At 45.4% G+C, this 15160-nt stretch carries 15 protein-coding genes; 14 read left to right on the top strand and 1 reads right to left on the bottom strand.

All coding sequences use genetic code 11. The features are described 5' to 3' along the window. Positions 1-126: 126 nt before the first annotated feature. From pdhA to A37S_RS26100, 4 genes are all read left to right on the top strand, one after another. Positions 127-1122, top strand: a complete 996-nt coding sequence (gene pdhA / locus A37S_RS0104350) for a pyruvate dehydrogenase (acetyl-transferring) E1 component subunit alpha (protein WP_028295922.1) — start codon at positions 127-129, stop codon at positions 1120-1122. A gap of 53 nt (positions 1123-1175) precedes the next feature. Then, positions 1176-2819 carry a pyruvate dehydrogenase complex dihydrolipoamide acetyltransferase gene (locus A37S_RS0104345; RefSeq protein ID WP_028295921.1) on the top strand — a complete coding sequence of 548 codons (1644 nt, stop codon included), beginning with the start codon at positions 1176-1178 and terminating at the stop codon, positions 2817-2819. Between the two features lie 232 nt (positions 2820-3051). Beyond that, positions 3052-4707 carry an alkaline phosphatase PafA gene (gene pafA / locus A37S_RS0104340; protein WP_028295920.1) on the top strand — a complete coding sequence of 552 codons (1656 nt, stop codon included), beginning with the start codon at positions 3052-3054 and terminating at the stop codon, positions 4705-4707. A 57-nt stretch (positions 4708-4764) separates the two neighbouring features. After that, entirely contained in the window at positions 4765-5346 is a 582-nt protein-coding gene (locus A37S_RS26100) for a hypothetical protein (protein WP_051292711.1), read from the top strand. A 14-nt stretch (positions 5347-5360) separates the two neighbouring features. Here the strand turns inward: A37S_RS26100 and A37S_RS0104330 are convergent, their stop codons facing one another. Beyond that, on the bottom strand, positions 5361-6680 hold the full coding sequence (locus A37S_RS0104330; protein ID WP_036601250.1) for a M20/M25/M40 family metallo-hydrolase: 1320 nt from the start codon (positions 6678-6680) through the stop codon (positions 5361-5363). Positions 6681-6886: 206 nt separating this feature from the next. Between A37S_RS0104330 and A37S_RS0104325 the strand changes: the two genes are divergently transcribed. From A37S_RS0104325 to A37S_RS0104280, 10 genes are all read left to right on the top strand, one after another. Further along, positions 6887-7201: a rhodanese-like domain-containing protein gene (locus tag A37S_RS0104325; protein ID WP_028295918.1), complete on the top strand. Its 315-nt coding sequence runs from the start codon at positions 6887-6889 to the stop codon at positions 7199-7201. 38 nt (positions 7202-7239) lie between these two features. After that, entirely contained in the window at positions 7240-7410 is a 171-nt protein-coding gene (locus A37S_RS0104320; protein ID WP_157278403.1) for a DUF6358 family protein, read from the top strand. Positions 7411-7729: 319 nt separating this feature from the next. Then, positions 7730-9103: an OmpA family protein gene (locus tag A37S_RS0104315; RefSeq protein ID WP_028295916.1), complete on the top strand. Its 1374-nt coding sequence runs from the start codon at positions 7730-7732 to the stop codon at positions 9101-9103. A gap of 119 nt (positions 9104-9222) precedes the next feature. Beyond that, entirely contained in the window at positions 9223-9366 is a 144-nt protein-coding gene (locus tag A37S_RS27415) for a DUF6728 family protein (RefSeq protein ID WP_169719434.1), read from the top strand. Between the two features lie 7 nt (positions 9367-9373). Further along, entirely contained in the window at positions 9374-9751 is a 378-nt protein-coding gene (locus tag A37S_RS0104305; protein WP_028295915.1) for a RidA family protein, read from the top strand. Between the two features lie 9 nt (positions 9752-9760). Beyond that, positions 9761-11869 carry an ATP-dependent DNA helicase RecG gene (gene recG / locus A37S_RS0104300; protein WP_028295914.1) on the top strand — a complete coding sequence of 703 codons (2109 nt, stop codon included), beginning with the start codon at positions 9761-9763 and terminating at the stop codon, positions 11867-11869. 299 nt (positions 11870-12168) lie between these two features. Continuing rightward, positions 12169-13392 carry a GTPase HflX gene (gene hflX, locus A37S_RS0104295; RefSeq protein ID WP_028295913.1) on the top strand — a complete coding sequence of 408 codons (1224 nt, stop codon included), beginning with the start codon at positions 12169-12171 and terminating at the stop codon, positions 13390-13392. A gap of 82 nt (positions 13393-13474) precedes the next feature. Beyond that, on the top strand, positions 13475-13846 hold the full coding sequence (rbfA, locus tag A37S_RS0104290; RefSeq protein ID WP_028295912.1) for a 30S ribosome-binding factor RbfA: 372 nt from the start codon (positions 13475-13477) through the stop codon (positions 13844-13846). 9 nt (positions 13847-13855) lie between these two features. Continuing rightward, positions 13856-14530: a leucyl/phenylalanyl-tRNA--protein transferase gene (gene aat, locus A37S_RS0104285; RefSeq protein WP_028295911.1), complete on the top strand. Its 675-nt coding sequence runs from the start codon at positions 13856-13858 to the stop codon at positions 14528-14530. A gap of 9 nt (positions 14531-14539) precedes the next feature. Next, on the top strand, positions 14540-15142 hold the full coding sequence (locus A37S_RS0104280; RefSeq protein WP_028295910.1) for a trimeric intracellular cation channel family protein: 603 nt from the start codon (positions 14540-14542) through the stop codon (positions 15140-15142). Positions 15143-15160: the final 18 nt, after the last annotated feature.

The raw sequence follows: 15160 nt of genomic DNA, 5'->3' as shown, positions 1-15160 counted from the left end.
TTTACGGTTGATGGGAGACGATAGGCGCCTCAACAGATCAAAATTTCGTGTCATATGGTATAATTGCATATCAACACAATTTTATCTAAGTTTGCGTACTGATAATTTAAGATACATCATTGACGTATGGGTTCAATAGCAATAACAAAGGAAACATATTTGGAGTGGTATAAGTCGATGCTACTTATGCGCAGATTTGAGGAAAAAACAGGCCAGTTATATGGTCAACAAAAAATCAGGGGCTTTTGTCATTTGTATATAGGACAAGAAGCTGTTGTGGCAGGCGCCATGTCTGTTTTGCGCAAAGAGGATTCGATGATTACGGCCTATCGCGACCATGCACATGCCTTGGCAAAGGGGATGAGTCCCAATGCGGCGATGGCAGAGATGTTTGGAAAGGTAACCGGCTGTTCAAAAGGCAAGGGAGGTTCCATGCACTTTTTCGACAGGGAGAACAACTTCGCTGGTGGCCACGGCATCGTAGGCGGACAGATCCCTTTGGGAGCGGGTATTGCATTTGCTGAGAAGTATAAAGGTACGGATAATGTTTGTGTATGTTATATGGGTGATGGAGCCGTTCGTCAAGGAAGTTTAAATGAGGCCTTCAATATGGCGATGCTTTGGAAGCTTCCGGTAGTGTTCGTGTGCGAAAACAATGGCTATGCCATGGGAACATCGGTAAAACGTACCACCAATATGGTGGATATCTACAAAATGGGTTTGGGCTTTGATATGCCTAGCGCTCCCGTAGATGGCATGGACGTAGTAGCAGTGCACAATGCCATGGACGAAGCTGTAGAACGCGCCCGCAAAGGCGAAGGACCTACCTTCTTGGAGATACGTACTTACCGGTATAAAGGGCACTCCATGTCTGACCCTGCAAAATACCGTACTAAAGAAGAATTGGAGAAATATAAAGAAAGGGATCCTTTAGCCCATGTGAAGCATGCTATCATCGACAACAACTATGCGGACGACAAATGGTTCGAAAGCGTTGAAGAAGAGGTGAAAAACGCGATTTCAGAATGTGTTAAGTTTGCCGAGGAGTCTGACTATCCACAGGCACATGAGCTGTTTGAGGATGTGTATGTGCAGGAAGACTACCCATTCATCCAAGATTAGTTAATTTTATTTCGATACATATATATATTTAATAAAGAACAAAGAAGATCACTATGGCTGAAGTAGTTCGAATGCCCAAGATGAGCGATACCATGACCGAAGGTGTTATCGCCAAATGGCATAAAAAAGTTGGCGATAAAGTAAGCTCGGGAGACCTGATAGCGGAAGTGGAGACAGACAAGGCCACCATGGACTTTGAGAGCTACCAAGAAGGAACTTTGCTATATATAGGCCCCAAAGAGGGAGAAGCTGTTCCTATCAATGCGGTAATAGCTGTACTGGGAGAAGAAGGAGAAGATTACAAGGCACTGCTGGAAGGCGATAGTGGCACAGCCAAAGAGGGAGAAACAAGCGAAGAGGCAAGTCCTGAAACCGAGCAGGCAAGTGAAGAAGAAAATGGAGATGAAGAAGAAGTAACTCCCGAGTCATTGGGCGCTACCGTCATCACCATGCCTCTGCTGAGCGATACAATGACCGAGGGTACCATTGCTCAATGGAACTTCAAGGTAGGAGACAAAATAAAAAGCGATGACGTCATTGCTGATGTAGAGACAGACAAGGCTACAATGGAAGTCACCGCCTATGCCGAAGGTACACTGTTATATATAGGTATCGAAAAAGGCGAATCGGCCAAGGTGAACGACATCATCGCTATCGTAGGCAAAGAGGGAACCGATATTACACCTTTGCTGAAGAAGAAGCCTGCTAAGTCAGAAGGCAAAAAAGAAGAAGGGAAGAAAGAAGATGCACCTGCTCCCGTAGAGGAAAAAGCAGCTCCCTCTTCCACAGCCGACAGCGATTCCAGGATTAAGGCATCGCCCCTTGCACGCTCTATTGCCAAAGAAAAGGGTATAGACTTAAGCCAGTTGAAAGGATCTGCCGAAAATGGCCGTATCATCAAAAAAGATGTCGAGTCTTTCAAGCCAACCCCCAAGGCGGCCGAAAAGCCAGCTGCAGATGCGGCGAAGCCAGCAGGAGAAAGCAAGACCATCAGCATACCACAGTTCATAGGCGAGGAAAAATACGAGGAGAAGCCTATTACGCAGATGCGCAAAACCATCGCCAAGCGCTTGTCGGAAAGCTTGTTTACCGCACCCCATTTTTATCTTACCATACAAGTTGACATGGACAGCGCTATATCGGCCCGCACCAAGATCAACGAGGTGGCGCCCATAAAAGTGTCGTTCAATGACATCGTTGTCAAAGCTGTGGCAGTAGCCCTTAAACAGCATCCGAACGTGAATTCCTCATGGCTTGGAGACAAGATACGCTACAATGAGCATGTAAACGTAGGTGTCGCCATCGCGGTAGAAGATGGTTTGTTGGTTCCCGTCGTTCGTTTTGCCGATGGAAAGACCTTGTCCCACATCTCGGCAGAAGTGAAAGATTTTGCACAAAAGGCAAAAGCTAAGAAACTGCAGCCGAAAGATTGGGAAGGCTCTACCTTTACCGTGTCAAACTTGGGTATGTTTGGTATAGACCAATTTACGGCTATCATCAACCCGCCAGATGCCTGTATTTTGGCAGTTGGAGGAATACAGCAGGTACCAGTAGTAAAGAATGGTGCCGTCGTTCCCGGCAATATCATGAAATTGACATTGAGCTGTGACCACCGCGTAGTGGACGGAGCTACAGGAGCTGCTTTCCTGCAAACCGTGAAATCATTGCTCGAAGAGCCAGTGCGTTTGCTGGTTTAGTAGAATATTATGGGCTTGTCTAAAGAGTATCCGAAATCAGCATTAAGCTGAGCGAAGTCGAAACATTCCTCGACCTGGCCTTGGCTGATGGTTGTGATCTTTTTAGACGGCCCTCTTAACAAAATTTTTACCCCTTCTCCGCGATTTCTTCAAGGCAATTCGCTTACTTTGGAGTACTCTTTATCTAAAATTTATTTTTTAACCAAAAATAGTGTTTTAAAAGCTCATTAAAATGAAATTTAAAATAGTTGTATTCTTGTGCTCATTTCTTTCCCTTCTTTCTGCCACCGCACAGGTGGGTAATAAAAAGGACGTAGAAAGACCAAAATTGGTAATCGGTCTTGTTGTAGATCAGATGCGCTGGGACTACTTGTACCGTTATTACGACCGCTACACAGATGGTGGATTCAAAAGGATGCTCAATGAGGGGTTTTCGGCAGAAAACACCTATATCAATTACGTCCCAACCGTGACGGCTATCGGGCACAGCACAATATATACAGGCAGCGTCCCAGCCTTGCATGGTATTGCGGGAAATGATTTCTATTTAAAAGAGAATGGACAGAGCGTCTATTGTACGGAAGACAACACGGTGCAAGGCGTGAACAACTCCAATAATGCAGGCAAGATGTCTCCTCGTAACCTCTTGACTTCAACCATAACGGATGAGCTGAAATTGGCAACAAATTTCAGGTCGAAAGTGATAGGCATCTCTCTCAAAGACCGTGGCGCCATTCTGCCCGCAGGGCACTTTGCAGACGCCGCATATTGGTATGATGAAACAGGAGAGTGGATAAGCAGCACCTTTTATATGCAGGATCTGCCCAAGTGGGTAAAGGACTTCAATGCCAAAAAACTCGCCCAGAAATATCTTAAGCAAAATTGGAATAGCTTATATCCTTTGGAAACATACGTACAAAGTGCTCCTGAGGATGTTTACGAAGGTAGGTTCAAGGGTGAGGATAATACTTCCTTCCCTATTAATACTGCCAAACTCTCTGAAACCGTCGGTATGGGGCTTTTGAGAAGCACTCCCTTTGGCAATACATTTACCCTGGATATGGCAAGAGCAGCTATTGAAAACGAAAATCTAGGAAGCAATCCAGCGGGTGTTACTGATTTTCTTGCCGTCAGCTTGAGCTCCACAGATTATGTGGGCCATCAGTTTGCCGTTAATAGTGCCAAGGTAGAAGATACTTATCTTCGATTGGACCAAGACCTGGCGTCTTTCTTTCAATACTTGGACAAGCAGTTCGGAAAGGGCAATTATACGGTATTCCTATCTGCTGATCATGGCGCAGCCCATAACCCTCAGTTTTTTATGGATCACAAAGGAGACGGCGGTTATTTCAACTCGAATGCCGTACTCACGGATCTCAACGGACTATTGGAGAAAGAGTTTGGGCACGCCAAACTGGCCTATAGCCTCAGGAATTACCAGCTTCATCTAGACCATGCCCTAATTAAGGAAAAGCAGTTGGATGAAGAAGCAATCAAGAAGAGCGCCATCAAACACCTGCGCAGATTGGATGGCGTAGCATTTGTAGCGGACATGGACGATGTCGCTTCTGCGAGTATACCATCCCTATTAAAAGAGCGAATCATTAACGGCTATAATTATAAAAGAAGCGGTGACATTCAAGTCATCACCGAGGCTCAGTGGTTTAGCGGATCGCCTAGGGCAACTGGTACTTCACACGGCACCTGGAACCCCTACGACTCTCATATTCCTTTGGTTTTCATGGGCTGGGGTATCAAACATGGCGCGACCAATCGAGCCACGCATATGACCGATATTGCTCCCACTATTGCGGCGCTGCTGCATATTGAGGAGCCCAATGGCAATATTGGCCAGGCTATAACGGAGATAACAGATAAAAAGAATTAACTACCTCTTAAAGCAAACAGCCTCACAATATCCATTGTGGGGCTGTTTCTTCTGCCGATGTCGTCACACCATGTCATAAGGGAAAAGCAGGAACCGGCACTGATTATTGAAGATGCCGACACCATCGCTGTAGAATATCTTGGACAACTTCTGGAGTGGTCACCTACCGTCATATGCGCTTCTCAAGCATATGAAGACATTGTGAACAAAGGCATAAAAGTAGACGTCGTGTTTGGAGATGCGTCTTTTTTGGATCTTCAAGAACACACAAAGCTGCTGCCCTATCATGAGAAGACGGAACATTTCATAAGCATGGCCATCCAATGGCTTCACGAAAACAGCTACGCCGCGGCCAATATCATAAGTAGCTCGATGGATGCATCAGGCCTTGTTGCATATAGTCGCTTGCTAACAGCGACGCTCCTTTGCGGCAACACAAAAACATATGTCGCTGCAAAGGGCTTTGCCAAATGGTTTCCAGAAGGCGATGTTATTCACTTGAGTGCATTTCAACAGAGTAAAATACTGGTCAATCAGTATGCTCTGAACCTGCCTTGTAAATGGGTTGTACCAGCCGATGGTCTTTATACTTTCAGTTATGATGAAGGTAGCCTTTTAATAAAGGAAGAAATAGAATGATGTCCGCCTTGTTATCAACGGTTTCTGCCGTTTTCTAGTTTTGGGATTCTCGTGGGTGTATCTTCTCCATTGATCAGCCCCCTTGCGCCTAGTTCTATGGCCCTTATGGTGCTAATAATATTGTTTATGTCTAATGTTTCTAGCTCGTCTTTTACCGTATGGTAATATTCGTCTTTGTCTATTTGTACGGTGGAAAATGAGTGTGCAGGAACACCCTGAGCGGCCAGTGTGGCATTGTCGCTCCTATAGAACAGGTTTTGCTCCGGATAAGGGTCTGCATGAAACGAAAAACCCGTGCCTTCCACCCTTTTTTGCATCAGCGTGCCCAGATTGGACCGCTCAAATCCCGTGATGTAAACCGTGTTTGGCCCGAACTTGGAGTCTTTGCCAATCATTTCGATATTCACCATGGCAATGACCGAGTCTGGATCGAGCTGCTTGGAGAAGTATTGTGAGCCGAAGCCGCCAGATTCTTCTGCCGTGAATGCGGCAAAAATCAAGCTGCGCTCGTTGTTTTTCTGTTTTGCGTAAGCTTTTGCTAGGCTGATGACGGCAGTGACGCCCGATGCATCGTCATCAGCGCCATTGGCAATAGAATCTTGGCCGACAGGTTTCACGATACCTAAATGGTCATAATGAGCTGAAAAAACGATAAATTCATTCGGTTTCGATTTGCCGGGTAAGACACCTACTACGTTAAATAGCGGTAGTTCCTCCTGCCCCTGCGAAAAGTTTACCCTAAAGGACTTTATATCCTCGCCACCCAATACGAACGCCAGGGTAGGGCTGCTTTTGCCTTTGCCTTCTGGTTCCAATTTCGGTCGGCTGAGGTAGCTCCTAAGGCGTTTAAATTGCTCTGCCAGGCTTTCATCCACCTTGATAAGGTAGTCGTTTTCTGATTGGGAAAGCTTACGGTATGTTGCAAGCAGGTCTTCACCGGCATTTACGGCGATTATGTTGATTTCGGGATTGTCGTTCCAATTTATGCCCGGTTTAGTGGAGCTCATCACCAGTCGGCCTTCGGCTATATCCTCACCATTGATCTGTACCTCCAAAGAGGTGAGTGTTGTCCTGCATACGCCAAAGGTCTGTAGAAAGGAGGTGTCATTTGACAAAAAAGATAATCTGGCCGATTTGAATTCCGAGGCGATAAAATCTGCCGCTTTTTGAATGCCCGGAGAGAAAATGGCTCGCCCTTCCATGTCGTCAGCAGCCAAGGTAGAAATGATTCTGTTCACATCGGCTGGCTGCACGGACGACTGCAGTGCCGCCCGATGGGCAGAACAGGCAGAAAGAAAAATCAAGGATATCGTAAAAAGTAATATATTTCTCATAATCTATTCCTTTGAGCGTAACGTTTTGTCCTGCAATTATAGCATTCAAAGCTACGGAATATTTGCGAATAAATGTATTCATGCCCATTAAGGCCCCAGTTTGGTTGATACTTATTTGCCATTTGTCCTTTTCTGGGAAACATATCGTTGTTGCATATGAATTCCATTTTGCATATGTTTGATTTTATAATAAAATAAATCAGATAATGAAAGAAATCTCTGTAGAAGAACTGAAGGAAAAAATAGACAATAAGGAAGATTTTCAGCTAATAGACGTAAGGGAAGAGTTCGAGTTCGAGACTTCCAACCTAGACGGGGAAAACATTCCTTTGGCCAATGTGCTCCTGGAAACGGATAAAATAAGCAAGGATAAGCCAGTTGTCGTCCACTGCAGAAGTGGAAAGAGAAGTGCACAAGCTATACTGTTGCTGGAACAGCAAGGATTTGAAAACTTGTACAACCTGCAAGGTGGGATTTTGGCATGGAGAGACACGTTCGATCCGGAATTGCCCGTTTACTAAGAGCATATCCATTAGTTCGTATATGTATGGGCAGGAAAATGATTTACAACGTTGCGCTCAGTCTGGGGATATTCGTGCTGGCCTATTGTGTTATTGCCTCTTTTAATGAGAGGCAGTTTGCCATTACGGGCGTTTCCATTTTGGGAATTGCCTTGTTGATCTACCTCAAAATAAAGCTACTAAAGGCCGTTAGGAGCGGGGAGAAGTAGCTTTTTGTATGGCTTTTCATGCACGATGTTCCTTTTTTGACACATTTTTATAATTATCTGGGACAATAAAAAGGGCTGTTTCCGCTTCTTACAAAGCGCGTAATCAAACATTTTGTTTTGCCTTTTATGCATAAGGTGCTTTTATATAGCGTGTTATGTGGTTTTGCGAGGTGGGTACGCAAAATAATTTAACAAAAAATAACAATAATTTTTTTTTGGAATAGTGTTTGATAGTATTGCACCGATAAAACAAATGTTTAATTTTGTATTTAATTATACAATTAAAACTGTTTAACCTTTAAAAGAAAGAAAAAAAAGTATGAACTATTCTACAATCAAAAAAGCGGTCGCTTGCTCTTTGGTGGCTTCACTAGGAGTAGCTGGTGCAGTAAATGCACAGGACGCTAAAGTATTTGGCGGAAGGAGCCAGTACAGAACTTGGTCTATAGGAATCAATGGTGGTATTACTTCACCTAATGTACTCGTTGGCGGATCTAACGCTTTTGGCAATAAAGTTGGCTTCTTCGAAGCCCCTGTTAGGGAATATTACGGAATCAATATCCGTAAGCAATTCTCCAGCTGGTTCGGTCTGCAAGTAGACGCTAACCGTGGTCGTATCTTTACGCACAACTCGGAGCCTTTTGCAACGGTTAATGCTTGGGATGGTAATACCTATCAGTCTGCTGAAACTAGCGTTCAATACGCTGTTAGCTTGAACGGTGTATTCCAATTGGCTACTATTGACTTCTTGAGAAGGGAAAATGCCGTTAATTTCTACGCTACAGCAGGTTATGGCCTTATCGCTTTCAATCCTGTAATGTATGCTAACAATGACGGTACTGGCGCTTCTTGGGACAATAAAGGTAACTGGGGCGAAAGTGCTACAGATAGAGAGTTGCAAGGAGATAGGGATTTCAAACGCGAAGCTTACATTCCTGTAGGTTTAGGCTTGAAATTCAAATTATCTGACCGTGTAGCTCTTGATTTGGGTTACACCATGAACTTCGTTGATACCAAGACTTTGTTTGGTCCTGTTGCCAACAGAACTGCTAATGACAAATTCTCTTATACTCATGCAGGACTTGAATTCTCTTTGGGTAAGAAAGAAAAACAAGATCTTACTTGGGCTAACCCAGTTGCTACTCTTTACGATGAGTTGAAAGACCCAGCATTGAGAGGCGAAGTAGAAGCCTTGAAGCAACGTGTAGGTGCATTGGAAGCTACTGTTGATGCTTTGAGCAAGGATTCTGACGGTGACGGTGTATCTGACAAGTTTGACAAGTGCCCTAACACGCCTGCTGGAACTCAAGTAGACGGATCTGGATGCCCAATCAACTTCCCTGAGCCTCCAAAAGCAGAAGTTTCTTTGGGATCTTACTCAAACATCCAATTTGAATTTGATAGCTCAGTATTGAAGACTAGCTCTTACGCTGTCTTGGATCAAGTAGCTTCAGATTTGAAAGCTAGCGGTGCTACTATCACTCTAGAAGGTAACGCTTCATCAGAAGGTCCCGCAGAGTACAACAAGCAATTGTCTATTGACCGTGCTAACTCTGTGAAGAACTACTTGGTAAACGCTGGTGTAGCTGCTTCACAATTGCAAGTTGTTGGTAATGGCGAAGACAAGCCTGTTGCATCTAACGCTACAGAAGCTGGACGTATCTTGAACCGTAACGTTCAATTTGTAAAATAATCCATGTAATTCTGTATACATAAGCAGAATACAACAAGAAAGCCTCCCGTTGCAAAATGGGAGGCTTTTTGTTTTTTCTCTGTTTGGATATCTGCGCAAGTTATCCTAATTTCGTTTCGATGTCGACAAAGAAAAAAGCACAAGTGGAGAAGCGGGAGAAAACATTTAATATGAAGGTGATGTACGCTATCAATGTTATCGCCATTGTTGTTTTTGTCTTGGGAGTGACGTATAAAATAATCCAATATATGTTTTTCAAGTAGAAATTTCATGAAAGAAATCTTCAATACAAATGAGGCTCCTGCACCTATAGGGCCATACAATCAGGCAGTAAAGGCAGGCAATACACTTTATGTGTCTGGGCAAATTCCCCTATCTGCTGAAACCGGAGAGCTTGTGAAGGGCTCCATAGCTGATGAGACGCATAAAGTACTTGGAAATATCAAAGCCATACTTCATGGAGCGGGTTATGATTTTGAAGATGTAGTGAAGGCGACGATCTTCCTAACGGATATGGCCGATTTTGGAGAGGTAAATGCAGTATATGGGGAATATTTTACTGAAAATGCCCCTGCGCGCGAATGTGTGGCAGTGGCTGGGCTTCCCAAAGGTGTAAGGGTAGAAATTTCTGTCATAGCCTATAAGTAGCTGTTCAATGTGGTAAGTTACGACTTAAATACACCGATAACCTATTTAAAAGGCGTTGGCCAATTTAAAGCGGAATTGATCAACAAGGAGCTGGGTGTCTTTACTTTTGAAGATTTACTGCATTATTACCCTTTTCGCTATGTCGATAAGACCAGATTTTATAAGATCAGTGAACTGACCGCCGACATGGCCGCCGCACAAGTGCTGGGACGCTTAGTGAGCTTGGAAGTGGTGGGAGAAAAGCGGTCGAGGCGCCTCGTGGGCAAGTTCAGGGACGATACTGGTTTGATAGAGCTGGTGTGGTTTCAGGCCATTAAGTGGATGCAAGACCACCTGGAGATAGGCAAGGCATATGTTGTCTATGGAAAGCCTACGCTATTTGGCGGTGCCATCAATATCACTCATCCGGAGATAGAAAGTTATGGGCGGCAGCAGATGAGCGTGACAGGCAATCAGAGCTTGCAGCCTGTTTATAGCAGCACCGAAAAACTCAAAAAGCATTTCTTGGATAGCAAGGGTATTCAGCGGCTTCAGGAAACCCTTCTCTCCGTAATAGGCAATGTTATAGAAGAAAGCTTGCCTCACGCCATATTGGCACAGCATAAATTACTGCCCCTAGCAACAGCACTTCGCTTTATTCATTTTCCTGCCAGTGCTCAAGACCTGCATGAAGCAGAGAGGCGCCTGAAATTTGAGGAGCTGTTTTTCATTCAGCTCAAGTTGCTAAGGAGCAAGCATATCCAGAAAACCAAGTTCAAGGGACATGTATTTGCAGAGGTGGGCAGCAAGTTCAACACCTTTTATCAAGATAGAATACCCTTTCCACTTACCAATGCACAGAAGAGGGTAATGAAGGAAATCCGCATGGACACCCGCAGCGGTGCGCAGATGAATCGATTGGTGCAGGGCGACGTAGGTAGCGGCAAAACGGTGGTAGCCCTCATGAGCATGCTCCTGGCCAATGACAATGGTTGCCAGGCCTGTTTAATGGCGCCGACGGAAATATTGGCACAGCAACATTTCAATAGCTTGAAGAGCCTGTTGGGAGATGAAATCGCCTCCATTCGCTTGCTTACCGGCTCCACGGGGAAGAAAGAAAGAAAAATTATTCATCAGCAATTGGCAGAAGGATCGTTGGATATATTGGTAGGAACCCACGCGCTGCTAGAGGAGGGGGTGCGGTTCCGTCAATTGGGCTTAGCGGTCATAGACGAGCAGCATCGCTTTGGGGTGGAGCAAAGAGCTAAGCTGTGGCGTAAGAATGCCATTCCTCCCCACATGTTGGTAATGACCGCTACGCCCATACCGCGCACGCTGGCTATGAGCCTATACGGAGATCTGGACATTTCAGTCATCGACGAATTGCCGGCAGGCAGAAAACCCATTCAGACCATGCATCTTTTTGAGAGAAGCCGCTTGCAGATGTTCGGTTTCTTGCGCAAGGAGATAGCCTTGGGCAGGCAGGTATATATAGTATATCCCTTGATCAAGGAGAGTGAAAAAATGGACCTAATGAATCTGGAAACGGGCATAGAGCACCTCGTGCGTGAATTTCCGCTTCCCGACTATCGGATCAGCATTGTGCATGGCAAAATGCCCGCTAAGGATAAAGACTTTGAAATGCAGCGCTTCGTGAAGGGAGAAACGCAGATCATGGTTGCCACCACCGTGATAGAGGTAGGAGTCAATGTTCCAAATGCATCGGTTATGGTCATTGAGAATGCCGAACGCTTTGGGCTGTCGCAGCTCCATCAGCTACGAGGCAGGGTGGGGCGTGGGGCCGAGCAGTCTTATTGCCTGCTGATGTCGGGAAACAAGTTGAGCAAGGAAAGCAAGTTGAGATTGGAGACGATGGTACGAACCAACGACGGCTTCGAAATTGCCGAAACGGACCTTAAAATAAGGGGACCGGGAGATATAGCCGGAACACAGCAGAGCGGCGTGCTAGACCTGAAACTGGCCAATCTGGCAACGGACCAGCCGTTGCTATTGGAAGCGAGGGAGGCCGTGATTCGCCTGTTTGAGGAAGATCCCGAGCTGCTGAGCCCCGCCAATCAAGTGCTGAGAAAGTTCTTTGGCAGAAATGGAAATGGAATAAGTTGGGATAAGATTTCATAAAGTTGGAGGGAAAGGTGAGCTTTTTTCTCCAAATTTTGAATAGTGGGCAAATACCCTTATCTTTGTAGCGAAAACCTTATAATTCAAATGACAATGTAATACTACTCTATTTTCAGCGCAAGAGACAAGGCAGAGAGTAAAGCTTATTTCTTGTTTTGTAGTAGAGACGTCAAACATTGTTCCGCACATTTCTCAACGATTACCTTTCGATAATAGATGGCAGAGATTTTAGGACCTTGGTCTCTTTCTTGCAAAGAACACTTATTGATTTACGAACAAAAAAGCTATTAGACGATATTATGGCTATTCAAAAATATTACGATACAAGTTTAAGGCCGGAACGAGCGGTTTTGGTGGGAGTTATTACGCCGGGCGAGACGGAAGAGCAAGCCAAGGAGTACCTGGACGAGCTGTCGTTTCTGGTGATGACCGCAGGAGGCGAAACACTGAAGGTCTTCACGCAAAAGATGCAAAGGCCGGAGAGGGCCACCTTTGTAGGAACCGGAAAGCTGGAGGAGATCAAGGCATATGTGACGGCGGAAGAGGCTGATATGGTCGTGTTTGACGATGAGCTCTCACCTTCGCAATTGCGCAATATTGAACGAGAGCTGCAGGTAAAAATCCTGGACAGGAGCAACCTCATATTGGACATCTTTGCCAGCAGGGCGCAGACGGCACAGGCTAAGACGCAGGTAGAACTGGCACAGTTGCAGTACCTCTTGCCGAGGCTTACCAGAATGTGGACGCACTTGGAAAGGCAAAAAGGAGGTATCGGTATGCGTGGTCCGGGAGAAACCCAGATCGAAAGTGACCGCCGGATTATCTTGACCAAGATTTCCTTGCTGAAGGACAAACTCAAGCAAATAGACAAGCAAAACGAAACCCAACGCAAGAACAGGGGCGAACTTATCCGCGTGGCGCTGGTGGGCTATACCAATGTGGGCAAATCGACGATCATGAACATGCTCTCGAAATCGGAAGTTTTTGCCGAGAATAAGCTTTTTGCTACGTTGGACACCACGGTGAGAAAGGTGGTGATAAACAACCTGCCGTTTTTGCTATCGGACACCGTCGGCTTTATTAGAAAGCTACCGCACCATTTGGTGGAATGTTTCAAGTCTACCTTGGACGAGGCTAGGGAAGCGGATATATTGCTTCACGTTGTGGATATATCTCACCCTTCTTTTGAAGATCATATGCATACCGTAAATGAAACCCTAAAAGATATTGGCGTCATAGATAAGCCCGTCATTACCGTATTCAACAAAGTGGATGCCTATAAGCCGCGCACAGAGACCGATGAATTGCCTATGCACCATGGCGCGGACGGCGCGGCGGAAGCTGAGCAGGGGGTATTGACGATAGATGACTTCAAAAATAGCTGGATGGCCAAGCATAGCAGCCCCGCCGTTTTCATCTCTGCCTTGAATAAGGAAAATATTGATGAGTTCAGGGAATTGCTTTACGAGAAGGTCTATGCCATGCATACCATACGTTACCCCTACAACAATTTATTATATTGACGGCCTTGCCGCATGATATGGATATAATTTGTTAACTTTAAAAAAGCAATGCGCGACAACACAATACTAAAAATCGAAAGCCATGGCAAGTGAAAGTAAAAGACAGCAACGTTTTGCGGGAATTATACAGCAAGATTTGGCAGACATATTCCAGAGAGAGGGTCAAAATTGGTTTCCCGGGTCGTTTATTACCGTCACCAAGGTACGAATGACACCGGATTTGGCCATTGCTCGCATATACCTTAGTTTTCTAGAGAGCAAAACTAGCGATGAACTCATCAAGAATATCCGTATACACAGCAATGAGATACGTTATAAGCTTGGCGCCAAGATTAAGAATCAAGCACGCATCGTCCCATCATTGGAGTTTTTTGTGGACGATACCAACGAATACGTTTCACGTATGGATAGGCTTTTTGAGCAGATCAGCAAAGAGAGTAGGCAAGACGACTGATGTTGGCGTATGTTTTTTCAGCTCGATCCTGATGATATCTCGTTCCCCAATCCGTCGCTGGCAGACAGCGACGGATTGTTGGCCATCGGGGGCGATTTGCGAATAGAGCGATTGCTCTTGGCCTACGAGTTGGGGATTTTCCCGTGGTATGGCGAAGATACGCCTATTTTGTGGTATAGCCCTCATGAGCGGTTTGTGTTGTACCCCGATGAGTTGCGCCTGAGCAAAACCATGCGCAAGCTGATGCGAGAGGCTACCTATGTCCTTACCTACGACAGGACGTTTGCCGAGGTGATAGAGGCCTGTGCATACATCAAGCGCCAGGGGCAGGACGGCACCTGGATCACGGATGACATGATGGATGCTTATAAGCTATTGCATCGCAATGGTCACGCACATTCAGTAGAAGTTTGGAATAAAGAAGGAAACTTGGTAGGAGGGTTATATGGTGTGTCTTGCGGCATAGCCGGACAGGTATTTTGTGGAGAGAGCATGTTCTCGTTGGAAAGCAATACTTCCAAATTGGCGCTTGTGGCCTTGTGCCAGTCGGGAAACTATTCCCTTATAGATTGTCAGATAGAGAGCAGCCACTTAAGCAGTATGGGAGCCAGGTTGATAACGCGCAAGGAATACATGCGCTTTTTTCGCACAATTGATGTGGACAGCGATTTAAATGCCGATTAAAAGCACGTTATGGAATTCCTTTACTATTTCGATCTCCTTGGCACTTTTGTATTCGCTATATCGGGAGCATTGGCCGCTAGGGACAAAAATATCGATCTGTTCGGCGGGGGATTTACAGGTTTCGTAACAGCTATCGGTGGAGGCAGTATTAGGGATATTTTCCTCAATACACGTCCTATATGGGTAGATGACAGCAATTACCTGACAAGTATTTTGATGGGCGTGTTCATTGCGGCCGCTTTTGGGAAAAAGATAGCCAAGCTTAGAAGAACCCTATTTCTTTTTGACACCATAGGCATTAGTTTCTTCACCATTGTGGGGCTTCAAAAAGCCTTGGTATATGACAGTAGCCAGCTCGCGGCCATCTTTCTGGGCATGTTCTCTGCGGTGATGGGAGGTGTGATACGCGATACCTTGATGAACGAGACACCCCTCATATTCCGCAAGGAAATATATGCTACTGCCTGCCTTGCCGGGGCGCTCCTGTTCATTTTTTTGTACAACTATGGGATAGACAGCAGTTGGAGTGCCTTCCTCGGCGCTGCACTCATTTTTACTATCAGGATAGTGTCCGTTCGCTATAAGCTGTCCTTACCTATTATAGGTGGCTAGAAGATCAAAAAGCGCTTT

This window comes from Olivibacter sitiensis DSM 17696 (assembly GCF_000427965.1).
Taxonomy (GTDB): domain Bacteria; phylum Bacteroidota; class Bacteroidia; order Sphingobacteriales; family Sphingobacteriaceae; genus Olivibacter; species Olivibacter sitiensis.
The sequence above is the reverse complement of the archived record's forward strand: the minus strand, read 5'-3'. Positions and strand labels throughout refer to the sequence as shown.

Bases quoted from the DNA above. Each gene is read 5' to 3' on its own strand.
- A37S_RS26100 (WP_051292711.1), top strand. From the start codon at position 4,765: ATGTCGTCACACCATGTCATAAGGGAAAAGCAGGAACCGGCACTGATT.
- hflX (WP_028295913.1), top strand. From the start codon at position 12,169: ATGGCTATTCAAAAATATTACGATACAAGTTTAAGGCCGGAACGAGCG.
- A37S_RS0104305 (WP_028295915.1), top strand. From the start codon at position 9,374: ATGAAAGAAATCTTCAATACAAATGAGGCTCCTGCACCTATAGGGCCA.
- A37S_RS0104320 (WP_157278403.1), top strand. From the start codon at position 7,240: ATGATTTACAACGTTGCGCTCAGTCTGGGGATATTCGTGCTGGCCTAT.
- pdhA (WP_028295922.1), top strand. From the start codon at position 127: ATGGGTTCAATAGCAATAACAAAGGAAACATATTTGGAGTGGTATAAG.
- A37S_RS27415 (WP_169719434.1), top strand. From the start codon at position 9,223: ATGTCGACAAAGAAAAAAGCACAAGTGGAGAAGCGGGAGAAAACATTT.
- A37S_RS0104315 (WP_028295916.1), top strand. From the start codon at position 7,730: ATGAACTATTCTACAATCAAAAAAGCGGTCGCTTGCTCTTTGGTGGCT.
- pafA (WP_028295920.1), top strand. From the start codon at position 3,052: ATGAAATTTAAAATAGTTGTATTCTTGTGCTCATTTCTTTCCCTTCTT.
- A37S_RS0104325 (WP_028295918.1), top strand. From the start codon at position 6,887: ATGAAAGAAATCTCTGTAGAAGAACTGAAGGAAAAAATAGACAATAAG.
- A37S_RS0104345 (WP_028295921.1), top strand. From the start codon at position 1,176: ATGGCTGAAGTAGTTCGAATGCCCAAGATGAGCGATACCATGACCGAA.
- aat (WP_028295911.1), top strand. From the start codon at position 13,856: ATGTTTTTTCAGCTCGATCCTGATGATATCTCGTTCCCCAATCCGTCG.
- rbfA (WP_028295912.1), top strand. From the start codon at position 13,475: ATGGCAAGTGAAAGTAAAAGACAGCAACGTTTTGCGGGAATTATACAG.
- A37S_RS0104280 (WP_028295910.1), top strand. From the start codon at position 14,540: ATGGAATTCCTTTACTATTTCGATCTCCTTGGCACTTTTGTATTCGCT.
- A37S_RS0104330 (WP_036601250.1), bottom strand. From the start codon at position 6,680: ATGAGAAATATATTACTTTTTACGATATCCTTGATTTTTCTTTCTGCC.